Origin of the sequence: Actinoplanes sichuanensis, assembly GCF_033097365.1 — a bacterium.
Classification (GTDB): domain Bacteria; phylum Actinomycetota; class Actinomycetes; order Mycobacteriales; family Micromonosporaceae; genus Actinoplanes; species Actinoplanes sichuanensis.
In genome coordinates this window covers 3,405,149-3,420,273 of the sequence record NZ_AP028461.1, presented here as the reverse complement: position 1 = coordinate 3,420,273, position 15,125 = coordinate 3,405,149, and the positions used below count along the sequence as shown (strand labels likewise).

The following is a 15,125-nucleotide window of genomic DNA, read 5'->3' as shown; positions in this document are numbered from 1 at the left end:
GGTCGACCTCCGTAGGCTCTGCGAGACTGCGGTGGACTACAGGAGGGCCGTTCCGTGACGCCGACTTCCGCGATACGCACATTGTCGCCGACGGTGTGCTGCGCTGACGAGTCGAAGTGAACGGGCCGCTCACCTCCGGAATCGCGACTCTGTGTCACGAGATCGTCACCCGGGTTTCCTCCGATGCTGGTCAACAGGTCCAGCAGATTAGCAACCGCCTTCACGATCCGTTACGTGTGGCGATCGCGGGCCGCCTTAAAGCCGGAAAGTCGACACTAGTCAACGCACTGATCGGGCGTCGGGTCGCCCCCACCGCGGCCGGCGAGTGCACGCGAGTGGTCACCCGGTTCCGTTACGGGCCCGCCGACCGCATCGACGTCGTCACCCGCGACGGTGACCGGCACAGCCTGCCCCTGGACGAGGACGGCATGGTCCCGGACCGGCTCGGTGTCGCGGCCGCCCGGATCGCGTACGTCGACGTCGCGCTCACCAGCGACCGGCTGCGGGACCTGACCGTCGTCGACACCCCCGGCCTGGCGTCGACCGACACCGCCGGCAGCGCCCGCGCCGAGGCGGCCGTCGGCATCGACGACGACTCCGCCGGTGAGGTCGCCGCCGCCGAGGCCGTGGTGTACGTGTTCACCCAGGCGGTCCGGGCCGACGACGTGCGCGCCCTGCAGGCGTTCCACACCGCGTCGGCCCGACTGGCGACCAGCCCGATCAACGCGATCGGGGTCCTCAGCCGCATCGACACCCTGGCCGGCGGCGCCGACGATCCGTGGCCGGTCGCCGGTCCCCTGGCCCACCATCAGGCGCAACTACTGGCCCGTACCGTCGGTGACGTCGTGCCGGTGGCCGGTCTGCTGGCCGAGACCGCCGAAGCCGGCCGGCTGACCGGCGCCGACCGCGACGCGCTGGCCCGACTGGCCACCCTGAACCCCGCCGACCTGCGACTGCTGCTGCTGTCGGCCGACCTGTTCCGCTCCCGACCCGCCCCGATCGGCGCCGACCGACGCGAACGCCTACTGACCCGCCTCGACCTGTACGGCATCGGCTTCGCCTGCGCCCAACTGGCCGCCGAACCCCGGCTGGGCACCGGCGAACTCGTCCGCCGGCTGGCGGCGGCGTCCGGGCTGGCCCGGCTGACCGCCACCGTCGACCAGACGTTCCGCTGGCGCTCGGACGCGATCAAAGCCGGCTGGGCGCTGACCCGGCTGGAACGCCTCGCGTCGCTCGACCAGCAGAACCGCGCCACGATCCGCGACGCCGTCGAACAGGCACTGCGCGACCCGGCCTACCATCGGCTGCGGCTGCTGGACGCCGCCCAGCGCGCCGCGACCGGCACGGTGCCGCTGCCGGCCGACTGGGAGCAGGAGCTGATCCGCCTGGCCACCTCGACCGACCCGCGCTGGATCCTGAACCTGCCGGAAGCCGACAGCACCGCCCTGGGCACCGCGGCGATCGCCGCGGCCGGCCGCTGGCGGGCCTACGCCGTCGACGGCGCCGGACCGGCCCAGGCCCGGATCGCGCACGTCGCCCACCGCGGGTTCCAGCTGCTCGCCCAGGAGGTCCGCCAGTGCAGGATCTGACCCCACTGCTCGACGGCGCGGTCCGCGACACCATGTCCTACCTGCGCACCGCCGACCCGGACGCGGCCGCCGACCTGGCCCAACTACGCCGCGCCCACCTGACCCGACCCGGTGTGGTCGTCGTCGGAGAAACCAAACGCGGCAAGAGCTCCCTGGTCAACGCCCTCCTCGGAGTGCCCGGCCTGTCCCCGGTGGACGCGGCCGTCACCACCGCCGCCTACCTGAGTTTCGTGCCCGGCGACACGTTCTCGGCCCGGGCGTGGCTACCCGGCGGCGACGAGGTCGAGATCGACAGCCTCGACGAATGGGCCCGCGGCCGGCAACGGACCCGCAAGATCGAGGTCACCCACCCGGCGCCGCTGCTGCGCTACCTGACCCTGCTGGACACCCCCGGCGCGGGCGGTCTCGACCCGGTCCACGCCACGATCGCCCTGGACGCGGTCCGCCGCGCCACCGCGCTGCTGTTCGTCGCCGACGCCTCGGCCCCGCTGTCGCAACCGGAACTCGACTTCCTCGCCGCCGCCACCGAACGCGTCGACGCCGTCGTCTTCGCCCTCACCAAGATCGACGCCTATCCGCAGTGGCGGACCATCGCCGAGGACAACCGCTCCCTGCTGCAGGCACACGCACCCCGGTTCGCCGCCGCACCCTGGTACCCGGTGTCGGCCCGCCTCGCCGAAATCGCCCTGACCGCCGACCCGGCGACCCGCGACACCCTGGCCGCCGAGTCGAAGATCCCGGCCCTGCAACACGCCCTGGTCGAACTGGCCGGCCGCGGCCACCAACTGCGCCTGGCCAACGTGCTACGCGCCGCCCACCGCGACCTGACCCGGCTGCGGGAGGTCGCCGACGAACGGGTGCAGGCGGCCGCCGCCGACGCCGCCGCTCAGGCCGCCACCCGCGCCGAACGGGCCGCGCTGGCCGCCCGCAAACGCACCGAGTCCCGCCAGTGGACGCTGAAACTCAACGCCGAGATCCAACACGCCCGCGTCGCCGTGATCGGCCGGCTGCGGACCCGACTCACCGAGGTCCAACACGACTACGCGCTGCGCATCGACGCGGCCAAGGGCGAGGCCCTGACCGCGCTACCCGACGACCTGGACACCCAACTACAGGCGGTCGCGGCCGAACTGTCGACCACACTGGAGGACACCTACCGCGACGTGGCCGAGAAGGTGCTGGCCGACACGTTCGACCCGGCCCGCGTCAGCGCCACCCTGCGCCACACGATGACCGCCGGCCCACCCCGCGACGGCTCCGGCGACAACATGCTGATCGCCCTGTCCGCCGGCGGGATCGCCCTGATCGCCGGCCGCGGCGCGATGCTCGGCGTGTCCGCCCTCGGCATCGCCGGAGCCGGGCTGCTGATGCCGTTCGCCGGGCTGGGACTGGGCCTGGCCGCCGGCGGCTACGTCATCTACCGCCGCCGCGTGCACACCGACCGCCGGCACGCCCACACCTGGCTGCGTGACGTGCTGGCCGAGGCGCGGGCGGCCCTGACCGACGAGATCAGCGGCCGGTTCACCGACCTGCAGTACGCGCTGTCGGTCGCGCTCGACGACGCCATCGAACGCAGGCTGCGGGAACTGGACGCGCTGATCGCCGAGATCGACGCGGCCGCCGCCGAAGACGCCGCCGGCCGCGCCAAACGCCGGGCGGCGGCCGTCAACGACCGTGACACCGCGGCGGCACGCCTCCGGGCCGCCGAGGAAGCCCTGCTACGGGCCCGTTCCCTCACTCCCACTCCCACCGACGAAGGACAGGCCTGAGATGACCGACCACTGGGACCACCACGACGACGACGCGTTCGGCTTCGACCTGCCCGACGACCACGTCCCGCTGCACGAGCCCCTGGACCACGGCGCCCACGACACGTGGGATCTGCCCGACGTGGACGACGCACCCCCGGTGCCCGAGGTCGTCGACGTGCCCGACGAGGTCGCCGCGGTCACCGTCGACGACGGTGTCTTCCCACCGGCGTTGGAGGTCGACCTGCCCGAACCGGTCGACGGTTTCCCCTGGATCGACCCCACCACACTGGGCGCGGCCGACCCCACCGGCTTCCTGCCGCCGGTCGAGAACGTCACCGCCCACGAGCTCGCCTCCTACGCCGGCATCGAGATCCCGGACGGCGCCGACCCGTGGGCGGTGCTGGCCGCCTCCGACGATCCGGCCACCGCCGCCCTGGCCCGGTGGTGGACGACGGGTGAACAGTGATCCGCGTCTCCCGTTGACGAGCCGGTGATGGCATCATGACCGCGCACCGACCACCTTTGTAGGAGCGCACCAGATGGCCGTCGACGGCAACACCACCACGCTCGCGAACAAACGGGAACGCACCGGCTGGTACTTCTACGACTGGGCGAACTCGGCGTTCTCCACCACCGTCATCACCGTGTTCCTCGGCCCGTTCCTGACCAGCATCACCGAGCGGGCCGCCGGCTGCGCCATCGACGCCGACACCTGCGACGGCACCGTGCACCCGCTCGGCATCCCGGTCGCGGCGGGCTCCTACTACGCGTACCTGGTCAGCCTGTCGGTGCTGTTGACCGTGTTCGTGCTGCCGGTGATGGGCGCGATCGCCGACCGGGCCCCGCGTAAGAAGCCGCTGCTGGCCGGGGCCGCGTTCACCGGCGCCGCCGCCACCATCGCGATGGCGTTCGTGACCGGCGACCGCTACCTGCTCGGTGGGCTGCTGTTCATCGTCGCGAACATCTCCTTCGGCGCGGCCATCGTCGTCTACAACTCGTTCCTGCCGCAGCTGGCCGGCCCCGACGACCGCGACCGGATCTCCAGCCGCGGCTGGGCCGTCGGCTACCTCGGCGGTGGTGTGCTGCTGCTGCTCAACCTGGCCGCGGTGATGAGCCTGTCCGAGGACGGCAACCCGCAACGCACTCTGGACCTGGCCCGCTGGTCGATCGTGTCGGCCGGGGTGTGGTGGGCGGCGTTCACGATCGTGCCGCTGCTGTGGCTGCGCGAGCACCCCGGCACCGCGCTGAAGGCCGAGCCCCGCGGCAACGTGCTGACCGACGGGTTCAAACAGCTCGGCCACACCATCAAGGGCATGCGGGCCTACCCGCTGACGCTGGCGTTCCTCGGCGCGTACCTGATCTACAACGACGGCATCCAGACGGTCATCGCGTTGGCCAGCCAGTTCGGCACCGAGGAACTCAAACTCGAACAGTCGGCGCTGATCCTGACCATCCTCATCGTGCAGTTCCTGGCCTTCGGCGGCGCGCTGGCTCTCGGCGCGTTGGCCACCCGCATCGGCGCCCGCAAGACCATCCTGATCGCGTTGGCGCTGTGGCTGGGCGTGGTGTCGGCCGCCTACTTCCTGCCGGAGGGCGAACCGATCCCGTTCATGCTGCTCGGCGCCGGCATCGGCATCGTCATGGGCGGCAGCCAGGCCCTGTCGCGCAGCCTGTTCTCCCAGCTGATCCCGGCCGGTAAAGAGGGCGAGTACTACGGCTTCTACGAGATCAGCGACAAGGGCACCAGCTGGCTGGGGCCGCTGTTCTTCGGCCTGATCTTCCAACTGACCGACAGCTACCGGGCCGGCATCGTCTCGCTGGTGGTGTTCTTCCTACTCGGCGGGGTGCTGCTGGCGCTGGTGCCGATCCGGCGCGCCATCATCGCGGTCGGCAACACGCCACCGAAGCTGATCTGATGGACATCACCATCGACCCGGCGTCGGCGACCCCACCGTACGAGCAGGTCCGCCTGCGTATCGCCGCCCTGGCCGCCGACGGTGAACTGGCCGCCGGCACCCGCCTGCCGCCGGTGCGCCAGCTCGCCGGCGACCTGGGTCTGGCGGTCAACACGGTGGCCCGCGCCTACCGCGAACTCGAACAGGCCGGCCTCGTCGAGACCCGAGGCCGGCACGGCACGGTGATCACCGCGAAGGCCACCAACACCTCCGGCCAGGCCCACCGCGCCGCGGTCGCCTACGCCGAACGGACCCGCGCCCTCGGCGTCCCGGCCGAGACGGCACTCGCCCTGGTCAAGGCCGCATTGGAAGATCATTGACCGGTGTCGGTACGCCGTGGGCCGCCCCGCGCCGCACCACACCCGCCCGTGGCTGTCGACCGCGACGCGGCCGGCCGGTCCCGCCCACCAGCGCGCCTTTCGGGCGCAATCCCGGCTCGGCGCGACACCCGTGCCCGACACCGAAAGGCGAGCCCGCGCCGGTTCCGCAACGGGATCAGTCGATCGCCGACGGTGGTTGCACGCTCGGGGCAGTATGTTGCCCGTGCCCCGCAATCGCCTGATCCTGCGACAGATCTCGCTGTCTGTCGGCTCGTTGTCGATCTGTCTGTCGGCGTGGGCCGCGGCGGGGTTTCTGGCCGGTGCGGGTTCGACGGTTCTCACCGTGCTGGCGGTGGTGCCGATGCTGGCCGGTCTGATCGTTCCGGTGCTGGTGTGGTTCCTCGGCGAGGACCCCCGCGACCGGCACGGCGGCTGGTTCGTCGCGATCGGCGCCGTGACGCTGCTGTTCGCGGTCGCGGCGGGCGCCGGAGTCACCGGCGCCTACCTGGAGCTGGCCGGCGACCGGGTCCCGGTGGTGGTGACCGCCGGCGACGACGTGTCCGGCGACGGCTACCAGCTGGTCGAGGTCGCCGCCGCGGCCACCGGCGAAGACCTGGGCGAGGTGCTGTTCTTCGCCGACCGCGACCTGCGCGCCGGCGACCGGATGGTCGCGGTGTTCGACCCGCTGGGCTGGTTCCCACCGGCCACCGCCCGGCCGTCCCCGCCGCGACTGCGCTACACCTACGCCCTGACCCTCACCGGCGCGGTCCTGCTCACCGCCTTGACGGCCGCCCGCATCCGCCGAGACCTGAACCGCTACGACTTCACCGGCAGCCGCCGCCCACCCACCCGAACCCGTTGACCAGCGGCCGGCGCCGTTCACGGCCCGGCGCTCACCCCGCGCCGTGCCGGTGCTCCGGCGGCCCTGCGGGCGGCCATCCGGCGCCGACAAGGCCGCCGGAGCTGTCACAGGGGTCGGGACGGCAGAGAAGCCGGCTGGCCCGGGATTCGTCCGCGCTGTTGCACGGTGGTCGGCCCGCCCCGGGGCGACCGTGCTCCAGGAGTGGACCTATCGGACAGTGCCGTGGGCGGTGATGATCTTCTGGGCGTCCGGCACCGGTAGGGCCGGGTTGCGGGCGGCGTGGCGGGCCAGGTCGCGGTCGGGGCCGTGCAGTGCCTGCCGCAGCAGCGGCAGCGGCAGGGCCGGGTTGGCGGCGGCGTTGCAGCGGGTCTGATGGTGGCGGTCGGTGAGCAGGGCGGCGGCGAGCCGCGGTGGGAGGTTGGGGGCGGCTGCGGCCACCTGGCGCAGTTCCTCGTCGTCGCCGGTGGCCAGGGCGGCCAGGGAGGCGGCCGGCATGTTCGGGTGGGCGGCGAGTTCCCAGCGGTCGTGGCCGGCGCGTCGCAGCAGGCCGGGCAGGATGTGGCCGGGCACGCCGGGGCTGTTGCGGGCGGTCAGCAGGCGCACGCTGTAGTCGTCGTCGGCGGCCAGGGCGGCTACCGCTTCGGCCGGCAGATCGGTGGAGAACGCGATGGCCCGGCGGTGGAAGACGAACGGTGATCGCAGGTGGGCGAGCCGTTCGGCACGGGTGGCGCGCTGGGGACGCAGCCAGTCGGACACGTGGGTGTCCTGATCGGTGAGGGTGGCCGCGATCGTGTGGCGGACGTCGTCGGGGGTGTCGCGGCGCAGCATGATCGCGGTGCGGACCTCCTCGTCGCCGTCGGTGCCGAGCGGGCTGACCACCCGGTACGGGAGGTGATCGTTTTCGGCCAGAGAGGACCGCACCCAAGGATCGGGATCGTCGCGCAGCGCGGCGGCCCGGCCGGGATCGTGCACGTGCCGGGCGGCCACCGGGCGGGTCGCCGGGTCGGCCAGTAACGCCGGGAGCAGGTCGTCCGGTGGCGCCACCCGCATGAGGGCGCTGCGGCGGACCTGGTCGTCGCGGTCGGTGAGCAGGGTGTGCGGCCGATGTGGATGCCAGGCGATCTCGCGCCGCACGATCGGCGACGGATCGGCGGCCAACTGCAGGACCAGGTCGCCGGGCAGGTCGGGCCGTACGGCGACAGCGCGGCGCACGCCGAGGTCCGGGTCGTGGGCGAGGATCCGCAGAGCCGGCGACGGCGCGTGGGCGGCCAGCGCGCGGCGGGCCGACGGGTCCGGATGGGTGATCAGTTGCGGCCAGGCGTGGGCGGCGGCGACCGGGTTGCCGGCCAGGACGACGGCCTGCGCGGCAGCCAGTCGCACAGGCGGAACGGCGGCCTGTGCGGCGGCCGGACGCGCAGGCGGGATCGCGGCCTGCACGGTAGCCGGACGCGCAGGTGGACCGGCGGCCTGTGTGGCGGACCGGCCCACAGGCGGGCCGGTGGCCAGCCGCACGGCCAGGTCCTCGGTGAGGTCGGTGCGGCGAGCCAGGGCTTGCCGGGTCTGCTCGTCGTCGCTGTCGGCGAGCGGCCGCAGCACGTCGATGCTCAGGCCGGGGTTGGCGGCCAGCCCTCGGGTCAGGTGCCGGTCGGCAGGCGGGCGGGGCCGGGTATGGGTCATACGGCCGCGCCCTGTCGATGCCGGGGCCGGGTGTCGGTCATAGGGCCGCGCCCCGTTGATGCCGGGGCCGCGGTCGGCGGTCGGTCGGTGGGACGGGCCGGCCGTCAGTCATCGAGCAGGCCGTCGACCAGGGCGCGTAGACCGGCCGGATAGGTGTCGGTGGTGGCCAGGGCGGGCCACTGGTCGCCGATGGCGGCCAGGTGCGGGAGCCGGGTGGGGTCGAACGCGGTGAAGTCGATGTCGCGGTAGGCGGCCGGGCCGACTGATCGGAAACGGACCAGGATCTCGCCGACGGTGTAGTACCAGATGCTCCGGAACACCGCGACGGCCTGTGCGCGGGTGCGCCCGGCGTCGACGGCGGCGCCGACGATGGTGTCGACCAGGTGCAGGGCCGGGTCGCCGAGCAGGCCGACGAACCCGTCGGTGGCCAGGATCTCGGCGGCCCACGGCCAGCCGGTGAGGGCGTCGTGCATGGCGGTGGCGGCCACCACGATCCGGTCGCGGGGTTCGTCGGGCAGCTCCGGTACCGGCAGTCGGCCGGCGTATTCGTTGAGCAGTTGGAGCAGCAGGTCCTGTTTGTCCCGCACGTGGTGGTACAGGGTGGTGGGCCCGATCCCGAGTTCGGCGGCCAGCCGGCGGACGGTGAGTTTCTCCCAGCCGTCGGCGTCGATGAGGCTGCGGGCGGCGGCCAGGATCTGCGGGCGGGAGGTCACCGGTGGCCGGCCGGTCCGGCGCGGGGTTGCGGGCACCCGACCATCTTGATGCATGGATGTCCCACTGCTACTTTCGGAACATGTTCCGAAAGTCGGGTGTCATTCTCGCCACCGTCGCTCTCGTACAGTTCATGGTGTCGCTGGACCTCTCGGTCGTGAACGTGGGACTGCCCCGCATCGCCGCCGGACTCGGATTCAGCACCCTCGGCCTGACCTGGGTGATCCACGCCTACGCCGTCACGTTCGGTGGTCTGCTGCTGCTCGGTGGCAAGGCCGCCGACCGGTACGGCCGCCGACTCCTGCTCCTGCTCGGCCTGACCGTGTTCGCGCTGGCGTCACTGGCCGGCGGATTCGCCCAGCAGCCGGGCCACCTCGTCGCCGCCCGAGCCGTCCAGGGCATCGGCGCGGCGGCCCTCGCCCCGGCCGCGCTCGCCCTGCTCAGCGCCGCGTTCCCGGACGGCCGGGCCCGGGTGCGGGCGTTCGGGGTGTGGGCGGCCGTCAACGCCGCCGGCGGTGCGCTGGGTGTGCTGATCGGCGGAGTCCTCACCGAGTACGCGGGCTGGCGCTGGGTGATGTTCGTCAGTGTCCCGATGGCGGCCGCCGCACTGGTCATGGCATGGCGGGTCGACGATGCACCGCCGGTCGCCGACCGTGGCCCGGATGTGGCGGGGGCACTGCTGGCCACCTCCGGGATGCTGCTTCTGGTGTACGGCATCGTGCGTACCGACATCCGGCCCGTCGCGGTCGCCGTCGCGTTGCTGGCCGGGTTCGTGGTCGTGCAACGGCGCACGACGCGGGATCCGCTGATCCGGTTCGGGTTGGCGGCGAACCGGTCGGTGGCCGGGGCGAACCTGTTCAACCTGCTGGCCGGGGCGGCGATGGCGTCGGCGTTCTACTTCGCGTCGCTGTATCTGCAGCAGGTGCTGGGGCACGGGCCGGCGCTGACCGGGGTGATGTTCCTGCCGTTCGCGCTGGCCGTGGTCGCCGGTGCGGTGGTCGCGGTACGGCTGGGTCACCGGCTGCCGGGCCGGATGCTGCTGATCGCCGGTGGTCTGCTGACGGCGGCCGGGTTCGCGGTGTTCGGGCGGATCAGTGTGGACGGGTCGTTCACCGCTGACGTGCTGGCGCCGTCGGTGATCGCCGGTTTCGGGTTCGGGTTCTGTCTGGGCCCGGTCGTGTCGATCGCCACCGCCGGGGTCGCCGACCACGAATCGGGCACGGCGTCGGGGCTGCTCAACAGCTCCCGGCAGATCGGCGCGGCGCTGGGCCTGGCGGTGCTCGGCACCATCGCCGACAGACATCCGGGCACCGAGGGGTACGCGCTGGGCCTGACCCTGTGTGCCGCGCTGATGGCGGCCGCCGCCCTGATCGCGGTCACCGTCCTGCCCCGCCGGGTACCGGCCATCACGTCGCCGCAGCCGGCCCACCGGTAGGTCGACGACCATGCCGGGCGGGGTGACCCGGGCCCACCGACGGTGCAGGTGTCGTGAGGCGACAGGTGCCCGCCCTGCACTGCCGTAAGGCGACCGGAGCAGGCACTGCGGTCCCCGAAGGGCACCTCGTGGCCGGAGATCCACCGCCGACGAGGTCCCCGACCGCCCGTCGGCGGCCGAAAGATCAACATCAGCACTTTCCGCGGCCTCAGCGGTGCGTCAGGAACCCTGAACAGCACTTCTACGGCTGTCAGCGGCACGCTACGCACCCTGAACAGCACCTCTGCGGCCGTCGGCGGCACGCTACGCACCCTGAACAGCACCTCTGCGGCCGTCGGCGGCACGCTACGCACCCTGAACCGCGCCGGAAGCAGCCCTACCGTGCCGCCGGGCGACCACCTGAAGCCCGGAAGCAGCCACCGGGTGCCGCTCGCCGGTCGGGCCGCACGCGGAAGCAGGCACCCGATCACTGGTCGGGCCGCGCCCGGAGGCGGCCGGCCGGTTGCCGTTTCGGTGGTCGGGCTGCGGCTCGTCGGTGTGTCACTGCTCGACGGATCGGGCGGAGGTGTCAGTGGGTCTGCCCGGCCGGAGCAGGTTCGGCAAGCGGGGCGTCAGCCTGGGGGTGGCGTGTCTGCTCGGGCATCGTCGGTGATGATGGTGTCTGTGGATTCCAGGGAACTGACCGAACGGGAGCGGGCGGTGCTGACCGCACTGCTGGCGGTGGATTTCGAGGGTGCGGCGGTGTTGCGGGAGCAGGCCGCCGCCGTGCGGGTGGTCGGTGGCTGCGCGTGTGGCTGCCCGACGATCCACTTCGTCTCCGCAGCGGCCCCGGGGATGAATCCGAAGGTCAACGGCCACCCGCACGGTTCCTACAGCAGTCTGTTCCTCTATACGGTCGTCGGCGCGGATGGCGGGGAGCTGCTCGGTGGCATCGAGTGGGCCGGGATCGACGAGTCGCCGGCCGAGTTCCCGCCGCCGGAGACGCTGGAGTTGTCGCTCGGCTGAGTGAGGGCGTTGCACCAGGCGGTGCGGATGGTGTGGGCGCCCCAGGCGTTGGGCTCGATGACACCGCAGAACCACAGGTTCCGGCCGGGGATCGGCGGCGATGTCACCGGCGGTGGTGCCGTGGCCGGTGAACGCGGCGTGCACGTCGGCCGGCAGTGTCGCGTAGCGGGCGGCGGGCCCGGCCCAGGGTGGTGTTGATCTGGTTGATCCAGTGCGGCGCGTTCGGCCAGGGGTTGGCCCGGGTGCGGTGCCGGTGCCGTCGCTGGGGTCGTAGACGGTGGTGAGCACGATCCGGGTGGTGCGGGGCAGTCTCGCCAGGACGGCTTCGGCCTGGGCGGCGAACCGGCCGATGACCGCGGCGGTGGTGTCGTCACCGTAGGCGGTGAGCAGGTCATTGCCGCCCATGGTGATGGTGACCAGGCCGGGCGGCGCGGTCAGTCGGCGGTGACGGCACCGTCGCGCGCCGGTACGTCCAGACTCCAGCCACTGGCGGACGACGCGATGCCGGAGAGGCCGTTGCTGGACAGGTCGCGGCCGGCCCAGGCGGGGAAGTCGGTGTTCAGGTTGCGGTACCGCGGCCGGGCCCGCCGGCGTGGTCGTCGATCGACATGGAGTCGCCGAGGGCGACGTAGCGGCTGGTCACGGTCATCGATGATGCGTGTGGTGTCCGGTTGAGGCGAACGATCTCCGGGGCGGCGAAATTCGGTGAGGGTCGCCTTCAGCCCGGCGGTCGCGTTGCCGGCCGGGACGGGCCGGTGACGCCGCGGTGTAGGGAACAGTGTTCCCGGTGGCCGTACCTCATGATGGTTTTTCGCAGAGGAAGACCCGTTGCATGGCGGGCCGGTCGGGGGCCTGGCGCACGTCGGTGATGCGGAAGCCGGCGGCCGTGAGGCCGGCGTCGAGTTCGTGGCGGTCCCGGAACCGCAAAGTGGAGTCGGAGGTGAGAACGTCGCCGTCGGCGAACGTGTAGGTGTCGCGGAACGACACGTACGGCAGTCGCACGTCGGTGAGCTGGAAGTCGTGTCGGACTTCTCCGATGCCGGGGACGTCGCGGGTCTCGGATCGGCGGTGGGCCCATTCGTCCCAGACCCGGTATTCGGGGCGGCGGGTTTCGAAGACCAGGTGCCCGCCGGGGCGCAGCAGCCCGAAGATCGTCTGCAGGGTGGTGTTCCAGTCGGTGTCGGTGAGGAACACCTGGGCGACGTTGCCGGTCATCGTCACCAGGTCGAAACCGGACAGTCCGTCGAGGTCGCCGACCCAGGTGACCGTGTCGGTCTTGGCGCGGGCGACGTCCAGCGACGCGGTGGCCGGGTCGTAGCCGGTGACCCGGTGGGACGTGGCGGCCAGCCGTACGGCGAGGCAGCCGGTGCCGCAGCCGTAGTCGAGGATGTGGTGGGCGCCGAGTTCGGCGGTGATGTCCTCGTAGGCTTGCAGGTCGCCGCGGTCGCTGTCGAACGTGTCGTAGACGGCGGCGAGCCGGGGGTGGGCGAATTTCCGATCGGGCACCCGCCGACCTTATGCGATGCCGACCGGCACGGCAGGTATTCACGTTTGCCGTTACGCTGCCGGGGGTGACCCGTTTTCTGCTGGTGCCCGGCCGCGGGGTGCCGTTTCCGAACCACTGGTCGCGGCAGTGGGCGCGTGCGCATCGTGACTATCGGTGGGCGCCGGAGCCGCCCGGCCCACCGTATGTGGCCGACGATCGGGTGGCCGCGTTGCAGACCGCGGTGGCCGCCTCCGACGAGCCGGCGATCCTGATCGCGCACAGCGCCGGTTGTGTGACGGTCGCGTGGTGGGCGCGGCGGTTCACCGGGCCGGTGGCGGCGGCGTTGCTGGTGACGCCGCCGGAGGGCCCGGACGTGCCGCGGGAGGTGTTGCCGTTCCGGTCGATCGTGGTGGCCAGCCGGGATGATCCGCACGGTTCGTTCGCCCACGGTGAGCAGTTGGCCCGTGATTGGGGTGCCGAGCTGTTCGACGCCGGGCCGGTGGGTCATCTGGATTCGAGTTCCGGGTTCGGGCCGTGGCCGGACGGGGTGAAGCTGGTCGCTAGGCTGGCCGGCCGAGCATGACCAGGATGTGCCACAGGTATTTCACCAGTTGGGGGTGGTCGCCGTCGCGGGCGGCCCGGCCGATGACCTCGGCGTTCAGGACCGGTCGGCGGTAGCGGGCGGCGATCTCGCGGGCCAGGTGCGCGGTTTCGGGGCCGCGGAGGGTGTCGGGGAACGCGTCGGCTTGCAGGTGGAAGCCGGGGTGCCAGCGGACCGGGACGCCCAGTGACCGCAGGGTGTCCTCGTGTGGGGTGCCGCGAAACGACGGGTCGGCGATCAGGTGGGTGACGTCGTCGGTGATGCTCACACCGCCGTGGATCTGTGCTTCGACGTAGTCGTCGAGGGTCCGGCCGGCGTCGCTGCGGGGTGCGGCCAGTGCGGCCTGCCGCCACCGTTGCGGGTCGGTGGCGGTCACCCCCAAGGCGGTTCCGGTACGGGTGACCTGCGCGAGGAGTCCGTCCCAGACGGCACCGAACGTCGCGGCGGTGCCGAGGATCTGCGGGAGGGTGTGGCTGTCGCCGAGGCTGTAGGTGGCCCGCGCGTTGACGTGCGCGGCCAGTCGCAGGTGGCAGCTGCCGAAGCGGGGTGCCGCTCCGTCGGGGTGGCCGGGCAGGTTGAGGGCGCCGTAGACGGGCCGGCTGCCGCCGTCGCCGAACATGCGTCGTTCCCAGAGCGGCCGGTCTCCGCCGAGACCGCCGTTGGAGATGCCGGTCTCGTATTGGGTGCGGTAGACGCCGTCGGCGGCGAGGTGTTCGATGACGGTGCGTGCGTCGCTCAGCAGCCGGTCGGGGTGGAAGTTGACCGTGATCGGGGCGGTCACGGCCGGCCCGGGGTGCGGGAAGCGCGCCCGCACGTGGGCGAGCGCCTTCTCCGCGGGGGTCACGTCTACTTGGCTTCGATGGTGTTGGTGGCGAGCAGCACCAGCAGCAGCGAGCCGAGGGCGAGCCGGTAGAAGATGAAGATGCTGTAGGAGTGTTTCGACACGAATTTCAGCAGCCAGGTGACCGACGCGTAGGCGACGACGAAACTGACGACGGTCGCGACGATGGTGTTGGTCCAGCCGACGCCGTTGGCGATCCGGTCGGCCTCTTCGACGCCCTGCAGGATCGACGCGCCGGTCAGGGCGGGGATCGACAGGAAGAACGACAGTTTCGTGACGGTGACCCGGTCCAGGTCGCGTAGCAGACCGGCCGACATGGTGGCGCCGGAGCGGGAGATGCCGGGGATCAGGGCCATGCACTGCACGACACCGATGATGAGGGTGTCCTTCCAGCCGACGTCCTCCTGGTGGCGGACCTGGGTGGCGGCGTGGTCGGCGAAGGCCATCACCCCGGACCAGATGATCAGGGCACCGGCGACGAACCAGAGGCTGCGTAGGGTGCCTTCGATCTGGTCTTTGAACAGCAGCGCCGCGATCACGATCGGGATGGAGCCCAGCAGCACGGCCCATCCGAACCGGAAGTCCTCGTGGTCGCGGTGCGCTTTGTTGAACAGGCCTTTGAAGAAGGCCGGGACGACCCGGAGGATGTCTTTACGCAGGAACAGGATGGTGGCCAGCACGGCACCCGACTGGATGATCACCGTGAAGGCGGTGATGTCCGGGTCGTCGATCGTGTGACCGAACAGTTTCTCCAGGATCGTCAGGTGTCCGGTGCTCGACACCGGGAGGAACTCCGTGACGCCTTCGACCGCGCCGAGGATGACCGCCTCGACGATGCTCATTTCCGTGCTCAAAACCCGCCCGCTCTCTGTTGCCGCGGGTTCAGAGCATA

Annotated in this window: 14 protein-coding genes; 9 read left to right on the top strand and 5 right to left on the bottom strand. The window is 72.0% G+C overall.

Going from position 1 to position 15,125, the window contains the following annotated elements; translation table 11 throughout:
• Window positions 1-236: 236 nt before the first annotated feature.
• The 6 genes from Q0Z83_RS15345 (at window position 237) to Q0Z83_RS15320 (ending at window position 6,477) form a co-directional block, all read left to right on the top strand.
• A complete protein-coding gene (locus Q0Z83_RS15345; RefSeq protein WP_317794592.1) occupies window positions 237-1,589 on the top strand; it encodes a dynamin family protein in 1,353 nt (450 codons plus the stop codon).
• Window positions 1,577-3,358: a dynamin family protein gene (locus tag Q0Z83_RS15340; protein ID WP_317794591.1), complete on the top strand. Its 1,782-nt coding sequence runs from the start codon at window positions 1,577-1,579 to the stop codon at window positions 3,356-3,358. Before Q0Z83_RS15345 ends, Q0Z83_RS15340 begins: the two co-directional genes overlap by 13 nt.
• A 1-nt stretch (window position 3,359) precedes the next feature.
• Complete coding sequence (locus Q0Z83_RS15335) at window positions 3,360-3,806, top strand: hypothetical protein (protein WP_317794590.1); 447 nt, start codon at window positions 3,360-3,362, stop codon at window positions 3,804-3,806.
• A gap of 73 nt (window positions 3,807-3,879) precedes the next feature.
• Window positions 3,880-5,256 (top strand): MFS transporter, encoded by a 1,377-nt coding sequence (locus Q0Z83_RS15330; RefSeq protein WP_317794589.1) that lies wholly within the window; start codon window positions 3,880-3,882, stop codon window positions 5,254-5,256.
• Entirely contained in the window at window positions 5,256-5,615 is a 360-nt protein-coding gene (locus Q0Z83_RS15325; protein WP_317794588.1) for a GntR family transcriptional regulator, read from the top strand. The genes Q0Z83_RS15330 and Q0Z83_RS15325 overlap by 1 nt, the downstream gene beginning before the upstream one ends.
• Window positions 5,616-5,838: 223 nt before the next feature.
• Window positions 5,839-6,477, top strand: a complete 639-nt coding sequence (locus Q0Z83_RS15320) for a hypothetical protein (protein WP_317794587.1) — start codon at window positions 5,839-5,841, stop codon at window positions 6,475-6,477.
• Window positions 6,478-6,684: 207 nt separating this feature from the next.
• On the opposite strand, the gene Q0Z83_RS15315 is transcribed toward Q0Z83_RS15320, so the two are convergent.
• Window positions 6,685-8,154, bottom strand: a complete 1,470-nt coding sequence (locus tag Q0Z83_RS15315; RefSeq protein ID WP_317794586.1) for a hypothetical protein — start codon at window positions 8,152-8,154, stop codon at window positions 6,685-6,687.
• Window positions 8,155-8,258: 104 nt separating this feature from the next.
• Window positions 8,259-8,903 carry a TetR/AcrR family transcriptional regulator gene (locus Q0Z83_RS15310; RefSeq protein WP_317794585.1) on the bottom strand — a complete coding sequence of 215 codons (645 nt, stop codon included), beginning with the start codon at window positions 8,901-8,903 and terminating at the stop codon, window positions 8,259-8,261.
• Between the two features lie 44 nt (window positions 8,904-8,947).
• Between Q0Z83_RS15310 and Q0Z83_RS15305 the strand changes: the two genes are divergently transcribed.
• Entirely contained in the window at window positions 8,948-10,300 is a 1,353-nt protein-coding gene (locus Q0Z83_RS15305) for an MFS transporter (protein ID WP_317794584.1), read from the top strand.
• A gap of 663 nt (window positions 10,301-10,963) precedes the next feature.
• A complete protein-coding gene (locus tag Q0Z83_RS15300; protein ID WP_317794583.1) occupies window positions 10,964-11,305 on the top strand; it encodes a hypothetical protein in 342 nt (113 codons plus the stop codon).
• Between the two features lie 798 nt (window positions 11,306-12,103).
• Here Q0Z83_RS15300 and Q0Z83_RS15295 read toward each other — a convergent pair.
• Complete coding sequence (locus tag Q0Z83_RS15295) at window positions 12,104-12,811, bottom strand: class I SAM-dependent methyltransferase (RefSeq protein ID WP_317794582.1); 708 nt, start codon at window positions 12,809-12,811, stop codon at window positions 12,104-12,106.
• A gap of 65 nt (window positions 12,812-12,876) precedes the next feature.
• On the opposite strand from Q0Z83_RS15295, the gene Q0Z83_RS15290 reads away from it, so the two are divergent.
• On the top strand, window positions 12,877-13,374 hold the full coding sequence (locus Q0Z83_RS15290) for an RBBP9/YdeN family alpha/beta hydrolase (RefSeq protein WP_317794581.1): 498 nt from the start codon (window positions 12,877-12,879) through the stop codon (window positions 13,372-13,374).
• On the opposite strand, the gene Q0Z83_RS15285 is transcribed toward Q0Z83_RS15290, so the two are convergent.
• Together Q0Z83_RS15285 and Q0Z83_RS15280 are read right to left on the bottom strand one after the other, a co-directional pair.
• Complete coding sequence (locus Q0Z83_RS15285; RefSeq protein WP_317794580.1) at window positions 13,352-14,236, bottom strand: DUF3626 domain-containing protein; 885 nt, start codon at window positions 14,234-14,236, stop codon at window positions 13,352-13,354. The two genes, Q0Z83_RS15290 and Q0Z83_RS15285, sit on opposite strands and share 23 nt — an antisense overlap.
• Before the next feature lie 2 nt (window positions 14,237-14,238).
• On the bottom strand, window positions 14,239-15,075 hold the full coding sequence (locus Q0Z83_RS15280) for an undecaprenyl-diphosphate phosphatase (protein ID WP_317794579.1): 837 nt from the start codon (window positions 15,073-15,075) through the stop codon (window positions 14,239-14,241).
• Between the last annotated feature and the right edge of the window lie 50 nt (window positions 15,076-15,125).

What these genes read in the sequence shown, in the direction of transcription:
- Q0Z83_RS15335 (WP_317794590.1), top strand. Translation starts at nt 3,360, where the DNA reads ATGACCGACCACTGGGACCACCACGACGACGACGCGTTCGGCTTCGAC.
- Q0Z83_RS15330 (WP_317794589.1), top strand. Translation starts at nt 3,880, where the DNA reads ATGGCCGTCGACGGCAACACCACCACGCTCGCGAACAAACGGGAACGC.
- Q0Z83_RS15325 (WP_317794588.1), top strand. Translation starts at nt 5,256, where the DNA reads ATGGACATCACCATCGACCCGGCGTCGGCGACCCCACCGTACGAGCAG.
- Q0Z83_RS15315 (WP_317794586.1), bottom strand. Translation starts at nt 8,154, where the DNA reads ATGACCCATACCCGGCCCCGCCCGCCTGCCGACCGGCACCTGACCCGA.
- Q0Z83_RS15305 (WP_317794584.1), top strand. Translation starts at nt 8,948, where the DNA reads ATGTTCCGAAAGTCGGGTGTCATTCTCGCCACCGTCGCTCTCGTACAG.
- Q0Z83_RS15280 (WP_317794579.1), bottom strand. Translation starts at nt 15,075, where the DNA reads ATGAGCATCGTCGAGGCGGTCATCCTCGGCGCGGTCGAAGGCGTCACG.